Origin of the sequence: Salegentibacter sediminis (assembly GCF_002078605.1) — a bacterium.
Classification (GTDB): domain Bacteria; phylum Bacteroidota; class Bacteroidia; order Flavobacteriales; family Flavobacteriaceae; genus Salegentibacter; species Salegentibacter sediminis.
The window spans coordinates 19,844-40,333 of record NZ_MSJR01000013.1 but is presented as its reverse complement, the minus strand read 5'-3'; the positions used below and the strand labels follow the sequence as shown (position 1 = coordinate 40,333).

The following is a 20,490-nucleotide window of genomic DNA, read 5'->3' as shown; positions in this document are numbered from 1 at the left end:
TTATAAATGTATATGTATGAAAACCCCTAAATTTTATATTGTTGTTAACAAATTAATTAACAGGTTATATCTTGATTATCAATCTCCTCCAATATGTCAAGAATAATGCCACAACCTTTCAAAATTTCTTCTTCTGAAATGGTGAGGGGAGGGGTGAGCCTCACGGCCTTTTTTTCAAAGAGAAGCCAGAAAAGAATTAGTTGCCTATCCTTACACCTTAATATGACCTGGTTGGCAATTTCTTCGGAAGGCAGGATAAGGGCAAGCATAAGTCCTAATCCGCGAATTTCCTTTATCAGCGGGTGAACAAGCTTACTTCTGATTAGTTTTTCCTTCTGAAGCGTTTCTGCCATAAGGTCAGTTTCGGTGATTTCTTTTAAAGTGGCCAGTGCCGCAGCCGCTATTACCGGATGGCCTCCAAAGGTGGTGATGTGTCCCATTTTAGGATGGTCACTCAGGCTATCCATAATTTCTGAAGAAGCCGAAAAAGCCCCAATAGGCATTCCGCCACCCATACCTTTACCCATGGCTACGATATCGGGAACCATATCAAAATTCTCGAAACCGAAGAGTTTGCCGGTACGCCCAAACCCGGGCTGGATCTCATCCAGGATTAGTAATGCCCCAACTTCTTTGCAACGTTTTTTGAGTTTTTTTAGGTAATCTCTTATAGGAAGAATAATCCCGGCACCTCCCTGAATGGTTTCTACAATTACAGCGGCAGTTTTCTCTGTAATCTTCGCGAGATCTGCTTCAGAATTAAAACGGATAAAACCAATATCTCCAAGAAGTGGCCTGAAAGGTTTTTGTCGTTCTTCATAATCCATAAGGCTTAAAGACCCCATGGTATTGCCATGATAAGCCTGTTTTGCTGCAAGTATCTGAGTACGACCGGTAAATCTACGGGCTAGTTTTAGGGAGCCTTCAATAGCTTCAGTTCCTGAATTAGTTAGATAGGTTTTCTCCAATGACCCCGGGAAATGTTGAGCCAGCAATTTAGTGAGTTCTACTGCCGGTTGCTGGGCATATTCCCCGTAAACCATTACATGAAGATATTTTTCGGCCTGTTCCCTAATGGCAGCTACTACCCGCGGATGGCAATGTCCCAGACTACAGGCTGAAACTCCGGCAACAAAATCCAGATGTTTCAAACCATCGGTGGTATAAATATAGGAGCCTTTTGAGTGAGAGACCTCAAGCGCCAATGGATGTGGCGTGGTTTGCGCCTGGTATTTTAAAAAATCCTCTTTCAATTATCTTCTCCTCCTTCTTCCTCTTGTTGAGTTTGATCTTTCAACTGTTCCTGTAATTCTTCTTTCTCTTTTTTGTAATCGGGTTGGGGAATGCTATCCCGCTTATTGGGAATAGCATCGTTTTTTTTCTGCTGAAATCCTTCAGGAAGCCTTAAACTATCTTTACTGGTAGCTGTAGTATCCTCTTTTTTATTTTGAAGATCTTCCGGCCTTAACCTGGAATTTTCATTCAACAACAGGTCATCTTCTTCCCGTTCTTCAAAGAATTCTTCAGCCTCATCAGGCAATGGGATTCCCCTTATTGGAGTTAATTTTGGAGCGGGCTTTCCTTTGAAAAGGTCTTCCTTGCTTAACAGTCGTTCTTCTCCCCGCCAGTTGAACCCTGTAAGTTGTCTCGCATTAATCGGAAAATCTTCTTCGGGCGTTAAGGTGCCATCCACATTCTTATAATAATAAATATCGTCTATCTGCCTTTCGTTCATCAGGATCCTGATGGAACTTGAAAGGGTTTTATTGATCCCGATAAGCTCCTGTTCACTATTTCTGCTGTAATAAAGTGTTTCGGTGTTTTTATTGATATCTACCTGGAAAAGTTCGTTGTCTTCAAAGAGACCCACCAAATCCATACCCTTCACCTGATTATATCCCTTAATGGAATCTTTCTGAATAAGGAAAGCATTGTTGAAAACCCGCAACGAATCCAGTTGTTCTGTCTCAACATTGCTTTGTAAGTGGATGGTATCTCCCGTCATCTGGCTTTCCCCCGACCATAAAACCGGGCTACGCCTTGTAGTGATTGAAGTGACCGGACCTTCATTAATATTGATCAACTTGGTGAGTCCTGTCGCCTGGTCGGTATAGATGGAATCACTTTTTCCACTCATATCGCTTTTGAAAAGTCTTACATCATAATAGCCTCTAATAACCCGGTGATCCGGTTTTCCCGTGATCATAATAGTATCGCTATGAATAAAAAGCGAGTCGTTATCCTGCACCGAGGCTGCAACGGCTCGTTTTGTGATAAACACCGAGTCTTTGTCGCGAAAAACCTCGGCATAATGGCCGGTTACCAGGCTCTTATTAATGGTATCGGTGACTTTAATATTATTGGTTGCTGAAGCAAAATTTGTATTCCGGTTAAAGTATAAACTATCTCCTTCAACCCTCCGGTTATTGTAATCTATGCGGGAATTTTTTACAAAATACCCTGTATCTCCCCGGGTATCGTAAAATCCGCGTTCGCAGTAAACGGTGCTGGTTTCACTTTCTATGGTTGATGGGCCATAAAGATAAGCGTGGCCACTCTCAGAATAAAAATCGAGTTGTTCTGAATTGATCACATATTCAGGGTTAGTTAAAACCACCTCTGAAACAAAGGAATATTTATCTTCCTCCAGGAAATATCTTCCAATATTACTGGTGAGCACACTTGCCGTGTCTGTCACTTTTCCACCGCTGCGATAATAAGCCTGCTGTTTACTGCGATCAAAGAACAGGCTGTCTGTCTCCAGGGTGGTTTGTGGCCTTTCCATCTTAACATTTCCGCTGGCAAAGGCAAATTGGGTGTTTCCGTTATACTCGGCGTAATCGCTTTGCATTTTTACGGTATCGCCCTGTTGCATTCTTACATTTCCGTAGGCTTTAAAAAAGTTATCCTGATCGTAATGAATGGCCTGGTCGCACCATATCTCAATTCCTTCGTGAATAAAATACACCTGATTTTCGACTTTCCCCAAAATAATCGCTCCGGGATAACGCTCTTCGTTCTTGAGCGTTCGGTCGCTGGTATAATCGATCTTTCGTCCTTCCTGTGCACGAAGAACTCCTGCAGAAAGAAATGCGATAAAGATATAAATGAAAAAGTTTTTCAAGTTGAAGAAATTTTCATCAAAAATAACGAAAATAGAAAGAAATGATTGTAATTCCCGTTAATTATAAAACCTGTCACTGAAAGTGTTCTTACTGCTGGTTGAAAGCAAAAAAAAAAAGACCGGTTAAAAACAACCGGTCTCTTATATAAATTTTTTTCAATTACCTTAGGATTGTTTGCTTCCTGTCTGGCCCAACAGATACCACTTTTATAGGTACCTGGAGTTCTTTTTCGAGATATTCCACATAATCGTTGAATTCCTTGGGAAGTTCAGAGGCCTTGGTCATTCCCGTAAGATCGGCTGCCCAACCTTTGATTTCGGAATAAATTGGAGTTACGTTTTCAGCTTCAATATTATATGGAAGATGCTGGATCTTTTCTCCTTTATAATTGTAAGCGGTACAAACCTTTAGTTTTTCAAATCCACTTAGAACATCACCTTTCATCATGATTAACTGGGTGATCCCGTTAACCTGCACGGCATATTTAAGTGCAACCAGATCCAACCAGCCACATCTTCGTGGTCGTCCGGTTGTTGCGCCAAATTCATTTCCTACGCGGGCCATGGTTTCACCATCTTCATCAAAAAGTTCGGTAGGGAAGGGGCCACTACCAACACGGGTAGTATAGGCCTTAAAAATCCCATAAGCTTCCCCAATTTGATTGGGTGCTACCCCTAAACCTGTACAGGCTCCGGCAGCGGTAGTGGTGGAGGAGGTTACGAAGGGATAGGTTCCAAAATCAATATCCAGTAATGAACCTTGTGCGCCTTCTGCCAGTATGGTTTTTCCTTCTTTTTGTGCCTGATGTAAAAAGGCTTCGCTATCTATAAACTGAAGTTCTTTTAAGGTATCTACGGCATCACAGAATTCCTGTTCAAGTTCGGCAAGGTCATACTGAACATCAACATTGTAGAATTCAATCATTTTTTCATGCTTATCTGCAAGCGCACGGTACTTATCCTTCCAGTTGTCCAATTCCAGGTCTCCAACGCGAATTCCGTTTCGACCGGTCTTGTCCATATATGTAGGACCAATTCCCTTGAGGGTAGAACCAATTTTCGCTTTTCCTTTTGAAGCTTCAGAAGCTGCATCAAGCAAACGGTGGGTTGGTAGAATTAAATGGGCTTTTCTGGAAATAAAAAGTTTCGATTTATAATCGATATTATGCCTGTCAAGGTTCTCCAGTTCTTTTTTAAAAATCACCGGGTCTATCACTACTCCGTTCCCAACCAGGTTAATGGTCTTATCGTGGAATATTCCCGAAGGAATAGTGTGTAAAACATGTTTCTGACCATCGAACTCCAGGGTGTGCCCGGCGTTTGGCCCTCCCTGGAACCTGGCTATAATATCGTAATCTGAGGTAAGAACATCAACAATTTTTCCTTTGCCTTCGTCTCCCCATTGGAGACCGAGTAGTAAATCTACCGCCATGAAATATTAGGTTAAGTGGTTGTTTTTTTGTTGCCGTAAAAGTATAAAGAATGTTTTTTAATTTCTATATCAAAAACCTCTTCTATGGTTTGTTTTATAGATTGGATACGTGGATCGCAAAATTCTATAACTTCCCCGGTATCGGTAAGTATAATATGATCGTGCTGCCTGTCAAAATAAGACTTTTCATATTGTGCCTGGTTCTGCCCAAATTGGTGCTTTCTTACCAATCCGCATTCCAGTAACAATTCTATGGTGTTATAGAGCGTGGCACGACTAACACGGTATTTTTTATTTTTCATCTTAATATACAAGGATTCGATATCAAAATGATCGTCGTTGTTATATATCTCGTGCAAAATCGCGAAACGCTCGGGAGTTTTACGATGGCCCTTTTCCTCCAGGAATTTAGTAAAAACGTTTTTTACAACAGCCTGATCGTTTTTATTTACAACTTTTTTGCTCATAATTTGATTACAAAGATATTGGATTATTCACGGCTAACCTTGTCTATGCCGTTAATTTTTTTAAGCCTGTCGATGATCTTATTTAAGATAGAATTGTTTTTTACCACCAGGGTAATCCTGCCGTTAAATACCCCATCCAGACTTTCAAAATTAATCTTCTTCATATTAACGTTCAGATTGCTGGAAATCTCCTGGGTAACTTCGCTAACCAGGCCTACATTATCCAAACCGGTGAGTTTGATCACGGCTTTAAAATCCTGTTGGGAGGAGTCTATCCATTTAGCCGGGATAATCCTGTAAGCATAATTGCTTTGGAGCTGTAAGGCATTGGGACAGTCCTTTTTATGAACTTTTATCCCGTCATTAACAGTTACAAAACCAAAAACTTTATCTCCTGGGATCGGGTTACAGCAATTGGCCAACTTATATTCCAGGGTCTCATCTTCGTCCCGGCCAAAAACCAACTGATCATATCTGGTGGTGATCTCATCTTTATTGAGATCTTCAGCTATTACAGGTTTCTTGATCTTACGCTTAATATAGCTCACCAGGGCATTACTTCTGGAATTAGCGAATTCTTTAAGCTTCTGGTTGTCGATCTTACCAATACCAACGCGGTAAAATAAATCCAGACTGGTTTTTAGATTAAAAAACACTACTAATTCGTTCACCGATTTCTCATTGAACGGAATTTTCTGAGCCTTTAATTTTCGTGCCAGAATTGCCTTTCCTTCTTCGGCGATCTCTTTCTTTTCTTCTTTAAGGGAAGATTTAATCTTAGCCCTTGCCCTTGCCGTGGTGGCATAATCCAACCAGTTGATATTGGGTTTGGCGTTTTCTGAAGTAATGATCTCTACCTGATCCCCGCTTTTTAGTTCGTGACTTAAAGGCACCAGTTTATTGTTTACCCTGGCACCGCGCGTTTTTAATCCAATTTCAGTATGGATGCTGAAAGCAAAGTCCAGTGGGGTAGAACTTTTAGGCAGGGATTTGAGATCTCCCTGTGGGGTAAATACAAAGATCTCTTTGGAATATAGATTCAGTTTGAATTGCTCCACGAAATCTACAGCATTAACATCGGGGTTTTCAAGGGCTTCCTGTAGTTTATTCAGCCATTCTTCAATTCCGTGATCTTCCTGAACGTCTCCCTGCTTGTATTTATAGTGTGCCGCATAACCTTTCTCTGCGATTTCATTCATCCGGCTACTTCTTATTTGTACTTCTACCCATCGACCTTTCGGCCCCATAACGGTGATGTGCAGGGCTTCGTAACCTGTTGATTTCGGGGAAGATATCCAGTCCCGTAAACGGGTAGGGTTGGGTCGAAAGTGATCGGTGACTATAGAATATATTTTCCAGGCCAGGAACTTTTCATTGGCAGGATCGCTATTGTAAATAATCCGGATTGCAAATTTGTCGTATACCTCGTCAAAAGACACATTTTGTGCCTTCATTTTGCGGTTTATAGAATATATTGATTTGGGTCTACCCTTTATTTCATATTCCAATTCTTCCTGATTCAGGGAATCTTCAATCACCCGGGAGAACTCCTTAATATAGGCGTCCTGCTCCTCCTTGCTTTCTTTAATTTTGGTGTGGATGTCTTTGTACACCTCTGGTTCAGTATATTTTAATCCAAGATCCTCCAGTTCTGTTTTAATATTATAAAGTCCAATTCGGTGGGCCAGGGGTGCATAAATATAAAGGGTTTCCGAAGCTATCTTTTCCTGTTTGTCCGGGCGCATCACATCCATAGTCTGCATATTGTGAAGCCGGTCTGCTATCTTAATGATAATCACCCTTACATCATCGTTAAGGGTAAGTAGCATTTTTCTAAAGTTTTCAGCCTGCAAGGAAACATCTTTGTCTTTTTTTAGACTGGAGATTTTAGTAAGTCCATCAACAATTTTGGCTACTGTCTCCCCAAACATCTCCTGGATTTCTTCCAGGGTATATTTGGTGTCCTCTACCACATCGTGTAAAAGAGCGGCAGCAATTGAAGTGGCATCCAAGCCTATCTCTGATGCCACGATCTTTGCTACGGCAATAGGATGGAAAATATAAGCCTCTCCCGATTTTCTGCGTTGATCTTTATGCGCCTCTACCGAAATATCAAAAGCTTTCCTTATCAGTTTTTTATCCTCATCGCTTAAGCTACGGTAACTAATGCGCAGGAGCTCCTTATACTGCCTTGCAATTTGTTTGTTTTCCTTTTCTATAGCTGCTTCTGTCATAAACTGAATATACGATTAAGATTGATATGAAACAAAAATCAGGCCCGGGTTAAATTCCTGTAACGTTGCAGGAGGGGCGGATGTGAATAATGTATGAAAACATAAGCTTTGTGCGGGGTGAGGTTGCTTAAATTGTTGCCTGACAGCTTTTTTAAACCGGAAATGAGGGGTTGTGCCGAATAGGTTTCCCGTGCAAAATCATCGGCCTGATATTCAAATTTTCTCGAAATCAGGTTCATAATCAATCCGGTTAGTTCTGAAATGGGGCTGTACAGAATTCCAAAAGCGACGAGTCCCACGTGAAAAGACGGAATTTCAACCCCTAAAGCCTGAGATAAAACAGGGCTTCCAACAAATAAAGACAAAAGCCAAAGGGTGAACCCGGTAGTAAGAATCGATACCGTTAAATTAACGATAATATGTTTTTTCTTATAATGCCCAACTTCGTGGGCCAGCACTGCTACAATCTCTTCTTCCTCGAGGTCATTTATCAGGGTGTCAAATAATGTGATTCGTTTTTCGCTACCAAAGCCCGAAAAATAGGCATTGGCTTTTGTACTCCTTTTTGAGCCGTCGATCACAAAAATATTATCCAGTTTAAAACCTACACTTTGAGCGTAGCTTTCTATTTTATTCCGAAGAGAACCTTCTTCCAGGGGAGTTTGTTTATTGAAGATCGGAACAATGAGCCTGGCATAGAACATATTTATAAATACTGCAGAGAGGGCCATCACTACCAAGGCGTACCACCAGAAACCGTCTCCTGCAAAATCGTAGAACCATACTAGAACCGCCAGAATTGCGCCACCAATGAGGCTCATCATTAACCAGCCCTTCAGCTTATCAAGCCAGAAAGTTTTTTTGGTGGTTTTATTGAAGCCGTATTTTTCCTCAATGACGAAAGTACTGTACCACGAAAACGGGGTGGTAAGGAGATCACTCCCCAGCATAATTATTCCGAAGAAAATAAGAGCGATCCAAATTGGATTATCACTAATGCTTCTAGCAATACCATCAACCCAGGGGAAACCATCCAGAATAATAAATCCCAGGGTGAGGGCCAGAGAAAATGAGGAACTGATCACTCCAAAACGATAACGCTCCTTTTTATAGCGCTGTGATTTTTGATAAGCCTCATCATCGTATACATCGTCCAGTTCCCTGGGTACCGGGTCATCAAAATGTTTCGCGTTCAGGTGGTTCAGGACCTTATCGATTAGAAAATCCAGGACAATTACTGCGAGGATAATATAATAAAGAGTTTCGGGATTCAAGTGATTTAATTTTGGGGTTTAATGCTTAAGAGCTCGCTGTCTCTTTGCCTCAAAAATAAGAATTCCGGCAGCAACTGAAACATTCATAGAATCTATTTCACCACCCATAGGGATTATGATGTTTTCTTCTGAATTTTCCAGCCAGGAATCTCCGAGTCCACTAGCTTCTGTTCCCACCACAATGGCTGAAGCACCGCTGTAATCTATTGTTGTGTATTCCTTTGAAGCCTGAAGCGCCGCGGAATAGATCTTTATATTTTTCCTTTTTAAAAAATCTATGATTTCCTCTGTACTGCCCGTGGCAATTGGTATGGTAAAAACACAGCCTACACTAGACCTGATGATATTAGGATTAAAAAGATCGGTCTTTGGATTGGCGATGATCACCCCGTCCAAGCCAGCGGCATCGGCAGTTCGAAGCAGGGCGCCTATATTTCCGGGTTTTTCAGGAGCCTCGGCAACAAGTAGGAGCGGGGCTTCAGATTTAAATTTCAGGTTATCCAGATTAAGTTCTTTGCTTTCAAATAGGGCGAGAACGCCTTCTGTACTTCCGCGGTAAGCCAGTTTTTCATACACTTCAGAAGACAATTCGGTTATTTCTGGTTGCTCACTTAGATCGGAAATTAATTCTTCCAGTTTTTCTTTTGGGAAAAGCTCTTCACAAAAGTAGAGTTTTTTTAAGCTTAGGCCTCCTTTGAGTGCCAGTCCTGTTTCCCTAATACCTTCCACTAAAAATACGCCTTCTTTGCGACGCAGGCGTGATTTTTCCTGAAGCTGATGAAGGTGTTTGACCTCTTTATTCCGGGAACTGCTTATTTGCTTGTACATAAGGTAAAATTAATCAGATTTGTATAATGGCAAATGAAAAAGCTCCCGAATTTTCGGGAGCTTTTCTGTTTGTTTTAAAATGGGAAAATTATTTGCTTTCCCGTTCGTATTTGTCCATATAGCGTTCGTAGAGTTCGGTTTGGTGACTCTCCAGGCTTAACTCCCGCCCCTGGATAAATGCTTTTTCTAAAATGTTGCCCCGCATATCAAGGGCATCCCCTTCGCTAATAAACAAAGTGGCGTCCTTGCCTTCTTCGAGACTTCCGGCGAAATCCTCTATTCCAAGGATTTTTGCAACATTAAAAGTTATAAGGGAAAGAGCGTCTTCTTTTTCCATCCCGTAAGCAACAGTGGTTCCTGCATAGAAAGGAAGGTTTCTGGTGTTCATTCTCTCCATGCTTCCACTGCTTTGTAAACCAACCAGCACGCCTTCGTTATGAAGTAGTTTGGCTAATTTATATGGGAGATCGTAATCATCATCTTCGTTTTCGGGTCTGCTGTGAACACGGGTAATCAAAACCGGGATATTGTTTTCCTTTAATTCGCTGCTGAGTTTATGGGCTTCATATCCTCCCACGATAACAAGCTCATCCAGATTCTGGTCTTTCTTAAACTCGATCACATCCTGGATCTCTCTTTCGCCATCTACATGTACGAAGACTTTTTTGTCTCCATTAAAAACACTTTCCATAGCGAGATAGGGAAGATTTTTAATCTTTCTTTCTCCACTCAGGTAAGCACGGGAAGAATTAAAAAACTCTGTCAATTCTCTAAGATGCTGCTGATATTCTTCATTCGGTTTTATTCCGGGATCTTCACCGGCCCACCAGCGACCGCGGGAAAAACTCCCGGGCCAGTTAATATGTAGTCCATCATCTTCTTTTACAACGGCATCTTCCCAATTCCAGGCATCAAACTGCATTATGGAGGATGTACCCGAGATCCTTCCGCCACGAGGTACGATCTGGCCCATCAGCACTCCGTTAGGGCGCATGGATTCTATCAGCTTGCTCTCCGCATTATAGGCGATTAAACTTCTAATATGCGGCAGCATTGTTCCAATTTCGTCCTCATCATCTGTGGCGCGTACTGCTGAAATTTCCACCAGGCCTAAAGTAGCATTGGCGGCGATAAAACCAGGGTAGAGATGTTTTCCCTCAGCATTAATTATTTCTCCCGAGGCTTCAATATCTCCCGAGGCTCCAATAGCTGTGATTTTGCCGTCTTCAAAAGTAAGGATGCTGTTTTCTATTAGCTCTCCGTTACCGATATGAGCGGTTGCACCCACAATACTAATGGTCTTGCTTTGTTCTGGGGCAGGGGTTTGTTGTGCCAGCCCTGTTCCCAAAGAACAGATAAATACGATTATGAATATATATGTAATTCTCATTGTCTTTTGTTTTTAGTGGATTTCTTCAAGGAAGTCACAGTGAATGTGTAGCGTCTCCTTTTTGGTTACCGGCTGGGTTTTTACGCCGTTATTCTTGGCTTTCAGCATCTGGGTGATGAGTTCATTCCTTTCTTCTGAAATTCTCTCGCGTATTTGTTTGTCTCTTTCGATATCAAAATAAACCGTACCCTGGATTAGTGTTTTTTCAGGCTTGGCATAAACCGAAAGAGGGTGGTCGCTCCATAAAACCAAATCGGCATCCTTGCCGGTTTTTATACTTCCTACCTTATCATCTATATGAAGCAATTTAGCCGGGTTAAGGGTTACGAATTTCCAGGCATCTTCTTCAGAAACTCCGCCGTATTTCACGCTTTTTGCTGCTTCCTGGTTTAACCTTCGGCTCATTTCGGCATCGTCACTGTTGATGGCCACGGTTACGCCCTGGCTGTGCATTATTGGAGCATTGAATGGAATCGCGTCATTAACTTCATATTTATAAGCCCACCAGTCAGAAAAAGTAGAGCCCCCGGCTCCGTGCTCTTTCATCTTATCGGCTAATTTGTAACCTTCAAGAATGTGGGTGAAAGTATTGATATTGAAATCAAAATTTTCAGCAACTTTCATCAGCATATTAATCTCGCTCTGTACATAGGAGTGCGCTGAAACATAACGGTCCATATTCAGGATCTCTACAATGGTTTCCATCTCAAGATCTTTTCTGTAATCCTTATCGCTTTTCTTGTTCTCTTCATATTCGCGGGCACGGGTAAAATAATCGGTAAAGACCTGTTCCACTCCCATTCGCGATTGCGGGAACCTGGAGCGGCTGCCCCAGTTAGATTGTTTTACGTTTTCTCCCAGGGCAAATTTGATAAACTTAGGGGAATCCTCAAAGATCAAATCTTCAGCCGATTCACCCCACTTTAGTCTCAATATTGCCGAACGCCCTCCAATAGGGTTTGCCGAACCGTGTAACAACTGAATGGTGGTGACACCTCCTGCAAGATTTCTGTAAATATTGATATCGGTCGGGTCTACCACATCTTCCATACTTACTTCAGCCGAAGAATTATGTCCCGCTTCATTAATTGCCGAAGCGGCAATATGGGAGTGCTCATCTATAATTCCGGTAGTAAGGTGTTTTCCTGTAGCATCGACCACGGTGGCGCCTCCGGCATTAAGATTTTGTCCAATTCTGGAGATTTTTCCGTTCTTCACAAGAACATCGGTGTTTTTCAAAATTCCTTCCTCTTCATTGGTCCAAACCGTTGCATTAGTGAAGAGTATATCCTCCTGTTTTGGTTTCTCTGTAAAGCCATAAGCATTGTTTGGAAAGCTTACGGGTTTTACTTCAGGAATTTCTTTGGTTGCTTCCTTTTTTTCTTCGGAAGTCGCCTCAACTTCTTTTCTGCTTGCAGTAAAAGAAGTTTCCTTTCCGTTAGCAAGAATGGCCTTTCCCGAAATTTTATCGGTTTCTGAAGGTACATTTGCCACCAATCTGATGTATTCTGTTTTGGTGGTATCAGGGGAAGAGAGCAAGAGATTCATCCAGTTATCAACAAAACTGAGTTTTGAACCTATTTTTGTATCGCCCAATTTCACTTCGGCTTTTGGTTTGGCAGGTTCCCCGCTGATCTTCACCTCATAGGAATTGCCATCTACGGGCAGCTCATAATCACCTTTAATATTGGTGATGTTCATATTTTCCAGAACGGCTCTTTTTCCCTGTACCCAGTTTTCAAAAAGCGTGGTTTCCTTGTCAAAAAAGTCACCCGAAGTTATGATGAAATTCGCCCAGGCACCTTCTTTAATTGCTCCAAGATTGTTTTCCTCGCCCAGAAGACGGGCAGGAACGGTGGTTAAGGCAGCAAGAGCATCTTCTTTGCTTAGACCGTATTCCAGTGCTTTAATAAGATTTTTTCTGAAGTCTTTTTCAGCATCTATCCCCTGGGTGGTTAAGGTAAAAGGCACCTTGTTTTTTGCCAGTATTTTTAAATTAGCAGGTGCCTGGTTCCAACGCTTCATTTCGTGCAGACTTACCTTCGAGGCCATAAATGGATCTTCCACATCGTAAGCATCAGGGAATTTCAAGGGCAGAATATAGGTGGCTTCACTTTCTTTAATTTCATCAAGACGCTCATATTCAAATCCGCTTCCCAGGATGGTGTACTGGATTCCGAATTCATCACCAATTTTATCGGCTCTGAGTTCATCCAAAAGATTATCTGTAGTGAAGATCTGTAGTAGGTTTTTATTGCTGTTTAAGGCTTCTAAAGCAAGGTCTTTGTTATCTGCTTTTCCTTTTGCATACCACGCGGCATCATAATAGGCCTGGCGGATAAGGGCCATCGCACCCATTTTGGAAGTAGGGTAGGACTGCCGGGAAGTTACGCTTTTGTCAAATGATAAATATTGCGCAGAACGCTGATTCAGGATCCTATCGCCGTTGCTTCCGTCAGGATTCAACGCGATTAGCATCCCGTTTCCTCTTATAATTCCATCGGCAAGGTGAGTGTTTACAACTCCAAATCCGGCTTTATGCAATTTACCGGCTTTTTCCTTATCAAAGTTGAAAACCGAAAGCGGATCATTATCGGGACGAATGTGGTCGTTCCAGTAGTACCCCTCTCTGCTCGCGTCATATTGTGGCTGGCCGTTGCCATTGCTTGCGGCTTTTGGCTTTTCCACACCAAATTCGCTGTAAAGATCAATAAAGGAAGGATAGACTTCCTTTCCATTAAGATCTATAGTTTGGCTGTTGGCCGGCACTGAAATATTTTTTCCTACCGCGCTTATTTTGCCATCTTTTATGGCGAACATTCCATTCTCAATAATGGTAGTAGGGTTAACATGAATTCTGGCATTTTTAAAGACAGTAGTACCGGTTTTTGTGGTCTTTACGCCATCATTTTTAGGGAAATACTCCTGGGCCTGAAGCTGGGCTCCTGCCAGGAATAAAAACAGTAGAAATTTTAATTTCATAAAATGTAAGGGTTTAATAAGAATGCAAACTTTTTGTTAGAAAAGCCGGTAAAATAAGAAAATTTTAATAAAAGCCTGTGCCGGTTGCTCCGGTATTTTTCTCTTCTGAAAAATAATTCACAAGAAGTGCCACAACGTAGCTGTAGCTCTTCATGCCTTCGGTCTGGTTATTGGCCATCAGGTATCTATTATAAGTTGCCTGAAACAATGGCTCAAAAGGATTTTGATGCCGGAACCAGAAATTGTCTACTTCACGGTAGTTCGCCAGGATCCCCGGCCGGATTTTCTCTTTTAACTCTTCAAATTTATCCTGGTCCCGACGGTACAATTCGTTGAGACTGTAACGTAGGGCGAAGGTATGGCCCGAATACCTGAAATAAATATCGGGATGGTTCATCGTGGCCAGGCAGGCTATGAAATTAGCCTCATTTTCCTTGGCAAATCCCAGCTGATGACCAATTTCATGGCTGGCTGTGGTAGGGATCTTAAACTTCACGATCTGGGTATTAACCTGGGCCTCTCCGGTTAAAGGATTCAGGTATCCGTTAAACCCCATATAGGTAAGGGGAATACTATAAAGCGATCGTTTTAAATTTGGATTTTTATAGGTGAGCGCGGGATATTTCCTGCTCAGATGATCATAGCCTGCAATGCTGTGTTCAAATAACTCTTTTTTGGAATACGGGATTTCTATTGCTAAAGAATCATCATAAGTTAATTGGGCGTGAAGCTCATTAGAGCTGGAAATAAGGTTTTCTGAAAGAATTATAAGTTCTTCGGTGGTATAATCGGGGTCTAATTTCAGAGCCTGGTGCAGAGGAAGCCGGTAATAATTAAAACCCCAGATAAGGTGAAAACAAGCGTAGATTACCGAAAGTGCTGCAAGACCGTCTATGATCCACTTTCGCGGACTTCGGAATCTGGTTCTGATCCTACGTATTATCCATCTTAACAACATCAAAACCAATACGGCGTATAGAAAGTCACCCAGGCTGAAAGGGAGGTAGCCCAAGGGAAAACGCATAAATCTGGAGATCCAGGGGTAGATTCCGCGACTATAATTGTTTTCAATAAACAATGGGTATTCGGCCAAAAGGCCAATTACTATGATCTGAACCGGTAGCAGGCCGGCAAGTATATAGAGGCTTTTTCTTTTCACTCGATAATCGAGATTTAGTTTTGAGGTATTGATAATATCAGAATGTCTTTAAATTATAAATTATTTTCTTCTGATTGTGTGATGTTCTTTATTTCTCAAAAATAGTATTTATCGCCAGAAGGGCTACTTTTTGACTAAATTCCGCGAAAATAAGTTTTTCATTTTCCTTCTTGCTTAATTACCAATACCTTTGTGAAGATACCAAATATTAAACCAATGAATGAAGAAATAAGAAACCTGGAACCTAAAGAATTATGGAATAATTTTGCCGATCTAAATGCGGTGCCTCGGCCTTCAAAAAAAGAAGAACGTGTTATAGAATTCGTTAAGAACTTCGGGAACCAGCTTCAGCTGGAAACCCAGGTTGATGAAGCAGGGAATGTGCTTATTCGTAAACCTGCAACTGCAGGGATGGAAGACCGTAAACCTATAGTCTTGCAGGCACACCTGGATATGGTTCATCAGAAAAATAATGATACCGATTTCGATTTTGATACCTCAGGAATCGAAATGTATGTAGACGGCGATTGGGTAAGAGCCAGGGGAACAACCCTTGGAGCCGATAACGGGCTGGGAGCCGCGAGTATGATGGCTATCCTGGAAAGCAAAGACATTGCCCACCCTGAAATTGAAGCGCTCTTTACTATAGACGAAGAAACCGGAATGACAGGAGCAAAAAATCTTAATCCTTCAATGCTTAAAGGGGAAATCCTACTTAATCTCGATACCGAAGAAGATGACGAAATTGGGATTGGTTGTGCAGGAGGAGTAGATATTACCGCGCTACGGGATTATGAACTCGTAGACACCCCCGATAATTCCGTAGGTTACAGCATTACTGTAAAAGGTTTGCAGGGCGGACATTCAGGAATGGATATTATTAAGGGTCTTGCCAATGCCAATAAACTGCTTACCCGTGTGCTTTACGATTCCAATAAGGATTTTGGATTGCGTTTAGCCGAATTTGATGGAGGTGGATTGCGAAATGCCATTCCGCGTGAAAGTAAAGCGGTGGTAGCTATTGACCGATCGAATACTGATACTTTTTTGAATGAAACTTTGGTGCTGGTTAGAGAAATTAAAGCTGAATACTCGGCCCTGGAACCAAATCTGGACATCGAGATTACCGAAGTTGATGTACCGGGGCAGGTGATGAAAGTGGAAGATCAATTGGATGTGATAAGAGCACTTTATGCGGCACATAATGGGGTCTATCGTATGAGCCCCGATATTGAAGGGCTGGTGGAGGCCTCAAATAATATTGCCAGTGTAACTATCGCTGATGGTAAAGTAAAAATTAACTGTTTAACACGATCTTCTGTTGAATCTTCTAAAAATGATCTGGCCCATAGCTTACAAGCTGCTTTTGAGCTTGCCGGATTTAAAGTAAAACTTTCGGGAGAATATCCCGGCTGGGCACCAAACCCCGATTCTGCTATCCTGAAGGTTTTAGACGAAATCTATCAAAAACAAAACAATACCAAAGCCGATATTGCTGCCTGCCACGCCGGACTGGAATGCGGTATTATAGGTAACCATTATCCCGAAATGGATATGATTTCATTTGGGCCGACCATTCGCGGAGCTCACTCTCCCGATGAGCGTGCCAGTATCTCTTCAGCTAAGAAATACTGGAAATTTCTACTGGAAGTTTTAAAGAATATTCCGAAGAAATAAAAGATATGTCAAAAAAAAGGCTGCCCGATCAGGCAGCCTTTTTAATTTTTATACTTCACTAAGGTTTATTCCTGTATTCCTACAAGTTCTACCCTGAAGATAAGATCGGTATTGGGAGGAATAACACCTCCGGCACCGCTCTCACCATAAGCAAGGTGTGAAGGAATATAAAGAATGGCTTTGTCTCCAACCTTCATTTGCTGAACTCCTTCTTTAAAACCTGGAATCATAGGTGCTTCCGGACCATAAGGGATGGTCATAGACTCATATCCACCCTGGTCTTTTCTCTGTTGACTGAATAACCCAAGTTCCTGGGCGAGCTCTTCGTTGTTGGTATCAAAGATTCTTCCGTCCTGGAAGTAGCCTTCATAATTAACCTGAACCATTTGGCCATCGGCTGGCTTTTCGCCGTCACCTTTTTCTTCAAAATAGATCTGAAGTCCGCTTTCAAGTTCTTTAGCCTCTTCTTTTAGAACGCTAAATTTTTCAGAGTTTTCTGCCATGGCATCGTCCAAACGTTTCTGAGCTGCTTCTTCCTCGGCCTTTAATTCACTAAGCTCCTCCTCAAATACCTTGGGAGCATCAAAATTCTTGGCATCATTACCCTTACGAATAATATTTACTTTTTCCATGATAACCTCTTCAACTGGTCGATCGCTGGGATCGGTTTCCACTTTTCCGATAGAATCTACCACGTCCTGACCTTTAACAATCTTTCCAAAAACGGTATGTCTTCCATCAAGGTTAGGCGTTGGGGCCAGGGTGATAAAGAACTGACTTCCGTTAGTTCCCGGGCCGGCATTTGCCATTGATAATACACCTTTGGAATCGTGGCTTAGATCGTTGTTAACCTCATCGGGGAAGCGGTAACCGGGACCGCCCGAACCAGTGCCCGTAGGATCTCCCCCTTGAATTACAAAACCTTCAATGATTCGGTGAAACTGGATTCCATCGTAAAAATTTTTGTTTTTATAGGTGCTGTCTACCATAGTGTTCTTTCCCTCGGCAAGGGAAACAAAACTCGCTACGGTTATTGGGGTTTGATCATAAAAAAGTTCAGCTACAAAGCTGCCTTTATTGGTTTGGAATTCGGCATACAGGCCGTCTTCAAGATCGGGGTATTCGTCATTACAGGCAAAGAGCGTAAGTGCCATCGCCAAAAGAATAAAGATTTTAGTAGTTTTCATTATTTAATCGTCGTTTTTAGATTCATTTTTATTGATATCGTGTAAAGTCACTTTTGCCATCACCGGAACGTTCGTCCCGATTTTATTTTTGTCTCCATAATATCCATAAGCTTTGTGAGAAGGAAAAAGAAAGGTAAGGGTTTCTCCTTCTTTCATAAGCTTTAAACCCTGCCGGAGTCCGCTAAAAAGTTTTTCCTGGTCGATGGCATATTCCCTGGTAGGTTTTTCTCCTTCTGCATAAATGGGGTCTCCGTCAAGAGTGGAAAGACTATAATCAAATTTTACAAGATCTCCGAATTCAGGCATTTCGGTATTTGAAGAATCGGTGGATCTTTTGTTGTAGTAATACCAAAATCCGTCATTAGAAGCATAGTATTCTGTAGTAGAATCTTTTTCTATTAAAGCTTTGATATACTCTTCTTCGGCGGCCACCAGTTCCCGGTTGCGCTCTACCGATTCCCGGATGTATGACCCTGAATTCTGGCTAACCGGATAGCGCGCCTCGGGCGACTTACAAGCGCCGAACACTAATATTACTAATAAAATAAAACCGACTCTCATTTGGTTAATTCATCTTTATACTGTGGGAGGAGAGCCTCAAAACGTTCCAGAGTTTCTTTCAGGCTGAGCTCGCTTTTTCCTCCTGCGGCATTTATATGTCCGCCTCCTTCAAAATTTTGCCTTGCAAAAGCATTTACTGAGAAATCATCTTTAGATCGGAAGGAGATCTTTATGATGTCTTCCTGTTTATTTTCTATAAAAATAGCTGCAAATTTTATTCCCTGGAGTGCCAGCCCGTAGTTCACGAAACCTTCGGTATCACCTTTTCTGAAATCGTGGCGGTCAAGTTCTTCCTGAGAAAGGCTTATGTAAGCTGTTTTGTACTCAGGCATTACTTTTAGGTTGCCTAAAGCAGTACCCAAAAGCTGCATTCTTTTTTCTGAATTGGTATCAAAAACCTTATTATGAATTTTCCAGTTTTCAGCACCTTTGTCTATAAGGTCGGCAACAACACGGTGGGTAAGGCTGCTGGTGGCACTAAATCTAAAAGAACCGGTATCAGTCATAATACCTGTATATAGGCAGGTCGCGATTTCGGGACTTATATGGTTTGCAGCCCTTAATTTCTCCAGGAAGTGGTACACCATTTCACAGGTAGAACTCATAGTGGCATCACTGTAAGTATGGTTTGCATAATCTGAGGGTTCCTGGTGATGGTCTATCATTACGAAAACCGCCTGAGAATCTATAAGGGCTTGCACCATAATTCCGGCGCGGTTTAGTTCGTTAAAATCGAGAGTGAAAACCAGGTCGGCATCGGCTATAAGCTGGTTGCAGCGCTCCTGTTCATTTTCATATATGATTACCTCCTCGCTCCCTGGTAACCATTTAAGAAAATCGGGGTAGTTATTTGGTGCGATTACCCGGGGATTATGGCCTTTATCCTTTAAGAAATGCCACATCGCGAGAGAAGCTCCTATGGCATCACCATCGGGACCTTTGTGGGGTACAATAACAATATCCCTGGCACTGGCCAGCTCGGCGGTAATCTCTAAAATGCTTTGTTCTATCATAGTTTAAAGGCTAAAGATACAATTTATTAACTTTTACTAATAAATGAATCTTTAAATTTGATGCGAAAGCAAATCAACAAAAAATGAAATTAATATTTAGAATTTTACCTTTTTTTATTCTTTTTTCCTGCGGAAGTACCACCGGGCCTTCCAAAAAATATCCTGAAGAAAATTACGATTTTGTGCTTGCTTTTGGGAGTTGTAATAAACAGGAAGCTCCCCAGCCATTATGGGAACCAATTTTAAAAAATGAGCCCGATGTGTTTGTGTGGGGCGGCGATAATATCTATGCCGATACCCCCGATATGCAACTGATGCAGGAGTATTACCGGATGCAACAAAATATGCCGGGATATAAACAACTAAGCTCAAGCATACCGGTTTTAGGTACCTGGGATGACCACGACTATGGAATTAACGACGGCGGAAAGGAATGGGAATTTAAAGAGGAAAGTCAGCAGCTATTTCTTGATTTTATGGGTGTTCCGCAAGATGATCCCCGCCGCGAAAGGGAAGGGGTTTATCACAGTGAGCTATTTGAAACCCCAAAGGGAAGTATTAAGTTGATTGTTTTAGATAGCCGGTATTTCAGAGATGAGCTTGAGCCAGACGATAAACCCGGTAGGAGATATAAAGTTAACAACAAGGGAACTATTTTAGGCGAACAACAATGGCGATGGCTGGAAGAAGAGTTAGAAACCAGTAATGCCACTTTCAACTTAATTCTAAGCAGTATCCAGGTGATCTCTCAAGAGCACGGTTTTGAAACCTGGGGTAATTTCCCTGCCGAAAGAAAAAGACTACTTCAGCTAATAGAAGATTCTGCAGCAAAAAATATAATTATATTAAGTGGGGACCGCCATATTTCAGAATTTTCAGAAATGAAGCTTGAAGGTCTGAATTATCCAATGGTTGATTTTACCTCCAGCGGACTAACACATAGTTATACCGGTTTTAGTGGGGAACCAAACCGATATCGAACCGGAGAAGTGGTAAGCGATCTTAGCTTTGGGCTTCTTAAATTTGATTTTAAAAATAACCAGGTACATATGGAAATGCGGGGGGAAGAGAACCGCCTTCTTCAGCACCAAAAAGTGGAGTACCCACATATAAAGCATTAAACAACTTGCATTTGGAAGGGATTTACTTATTTTTGCCCAAA

Annotated in this window: 15 protein-coding genes; 2 read left to right on the top strand and 13 right to left on the bottom strand. The window is 41.8% G+C overall.

The window, feature by feature from the left end; all coding sequences use genetic code 11:
- Positions 1 to 56: 56 nt before the first annotated feature.
- The 10 genes from BUW93_RS14375 to BUW93_RS14330 form a co-directional block, all read right to left on the bottom strand.
- On the bottom strand, positions 57 to 1,253 hold the full coding sequence (locus BUW93_RS14375; protein WP_081212441.1) for an aspartate aminotransferase family protein: 1,197 nt from the start codon (positions 1,251 to 1,253) through the stop codon (positions 57 to 59).
- A complete protein-coding gene (locus BUW93_RS14370; RefSeq protein ID WP_081212440.1) occupies positions 1,250 to 3,124 on the bottom strand; it encodes an OstA-like protein in 1,875 nt (624 codons plus the stop codon). Before BUW93_RS14370 ends, BUW93_RS14375 begins: the two co-directional genes overlap by 4 nt.
- Positions 3,125 to 3,284: 160 nt before the next feature.
- Positions 3,285 to 4,556: an adenylosuccinate synthase gene (locus BUW93_RS14365; protein ID WP_081212439.1), complete on the bottom strand. Its 1,272-nt coding sequence runs from the start codon at positions 4,554 to 4,556 to the stop codon at positions 3,285 to 3,287.
- 11 nt (positions 4,557 to 4,567) lie between these two features.
- Positions 4,568 to 5,023 (bottom strand): Fur family transcriptional regulator, encoded by a 456-nt coding sequence (locus BUW93_RS14360; protein ID WP_081212438.1) that lies wholly within the window; start codon positions 5,021 to 5,023, stop codon positions 4,568 to 4,570.
- Between the two features lie 23 nt (positions 5,024 to 5,046).
- Positions 5,047 to 7,257 (bottom strand): RelA/SpoT family protein, encoded by a 2,211-nt coding sequence (locus tag BUW93_RS14355; protein WP_081212437.1) that lies wholly within the window; start codon positions 7,255 to 7,257, stop codon positions 5,047 to 5,049.
- Positions 7,258 to 7,295: 38 nt separating this feature from the next.
- A complete protein-coding gene (locus tag BUW93_RS14350; RefSeq protein ID WP_081212436.1) occupies positions 7,296 to 8,531 on the bottom strand; it encodes a M48 family metallopeptidase in 1,236 nt (411 codons plus the stop codon).
- A gap of 18 nt (positions 8,532 to 8,549) precedes the next feature.
- Positions 8,550 to 9,359: a TrmH family RNA methyltransferase gene (locus BUW93_RS14345; RefSeq protein ID WP_081212435.1), complete on the bottom strand. Its 810-nt coding sequence runs from the start codon at positions 9,357 to 9,359 to the stop codon at positions 8,550 to 8,552.
- An 88-nt stretch (positions 9,360 to 9,447) separates the two neighbouring features.
- Positions 9,448 to 10,749 (bottom strand): amidohydrolase family protein, encoded by a 1,302-nt coding sequence (locus BUW93_RS14340; RefSeq protein ID WP_081212434.1) that lies wholly within the window; start codon positions 10,747 to 10,749, stop codon positions 9,448 to 9,450.
- A gap of 12 nt (positions 10,750 to 10,761) precedes the next feature.
- The gene (locus BUW93_RS14335; protein WP_081212433.1) at positions 10,762 to 13,731 is read right to left on the bottom strand and encodes an amidohydrolase family protein; all 2,970 of its coding nucleotides are present in this window, start codon (positions 13,729 to 13,731) and stop codon (positions 10,762 to 10,764) included.
- 64 nt (positions 13,732 to 13,795) lie between these two features.
- Positions 13,796 to 14,890 (bottom strand): DUF3810 domain-containing protein, encoded by a 1,095-nt coding sequence (locus tag BUW93_RS14330; RefSeq protein ID WP_081212432.1) that lies wholly within the window; start codon positions 14,888 to 14,890, stop codon positions 13,796 to 13,798.
- 216 nt (positions 14,891 to 15,106) lie between these two features.
- Between BUW93_RS14330 and BUW93_RS14325 the strand changes: the two genes are divergently transcribed.
- Positions 15,107 to 16,567, top strand: a complete 1,461-nt coding sequence (locus BUW93_RS14325) for an aminoacyl-histidine dipeptidase (protein ID WP_081212431.1) — start codon at positions 15,107 to 15,109, stop codon at positions 16,565 to 16,567.
- 65 nt (positions 16,568 to 16,632) lie between these two features.
- Here BUW93_RS14325 and BUW93_RS14320 read toward each other — a convergent pair whose 3' ends face one another.
- The 3 genes from BUW93_RS14320 to BUW93_RS14310 are packed head-to-tail and all read right to left on the bottom strand — an operon-like array spanning position 16,633 to position 19,328.
- The gene (locus tag BUW93_RS14320) at positions 16,633 to 17,754 is read right to left on the bottom strand and encodes a peptidylprolyl isomerase (protein WP_081212430.1); all 1,122 of its coding nucleotides are present in this window, start codon (positions 17,752 to 17,754) and stop codon (positions 16,633 to 16,635) included.
- A gap of 3 nt (positions 17,755 to 17,757) precedes the next feature.
- Positions 17,758 to 18,315, bottom strand: a complete 558-nt coding sequence (gene gldI, locus BUW93_RS14315; protein ID WP_081212429.1) for a gliding motility-associated peptidyl-prolyl isomerase GldI — start codon at positions 18,313 to 18,315, stop codon at positions 17,758 to 17,760.
- Entirely contained in the window at positions 18,312 to 19,328 is a 1,017-nt protein-coding gene (locus tag BUW93_RS14310) for a DHH family phosphoesterase (protein ID WP_081212428.1), read from the bottom strand. The genes gldI and BUW93_RS14310 overlap by 4 nt, the downstream gene beginning before the upstream one ends.
- An 83-nt stretch (positions 19,329 to 19,411) precedes the next feature.
- Between BUW93_RS14310 and BUW93_RS14305 the strand changes: the two genes are divergently transcribed.
- Entirely contained in the window at positions 19,412 to 20,449 is a 1,038-nt protein-coding gene (locus tag BUW93_RS14305; RefSeq protein WP_081212427.1) for an alkaline phosphatase D family protein, read from the top strand.
- The last annotated feature ends 41 nt before the right edge of the window (positions 20,450 to 20,490 follow it).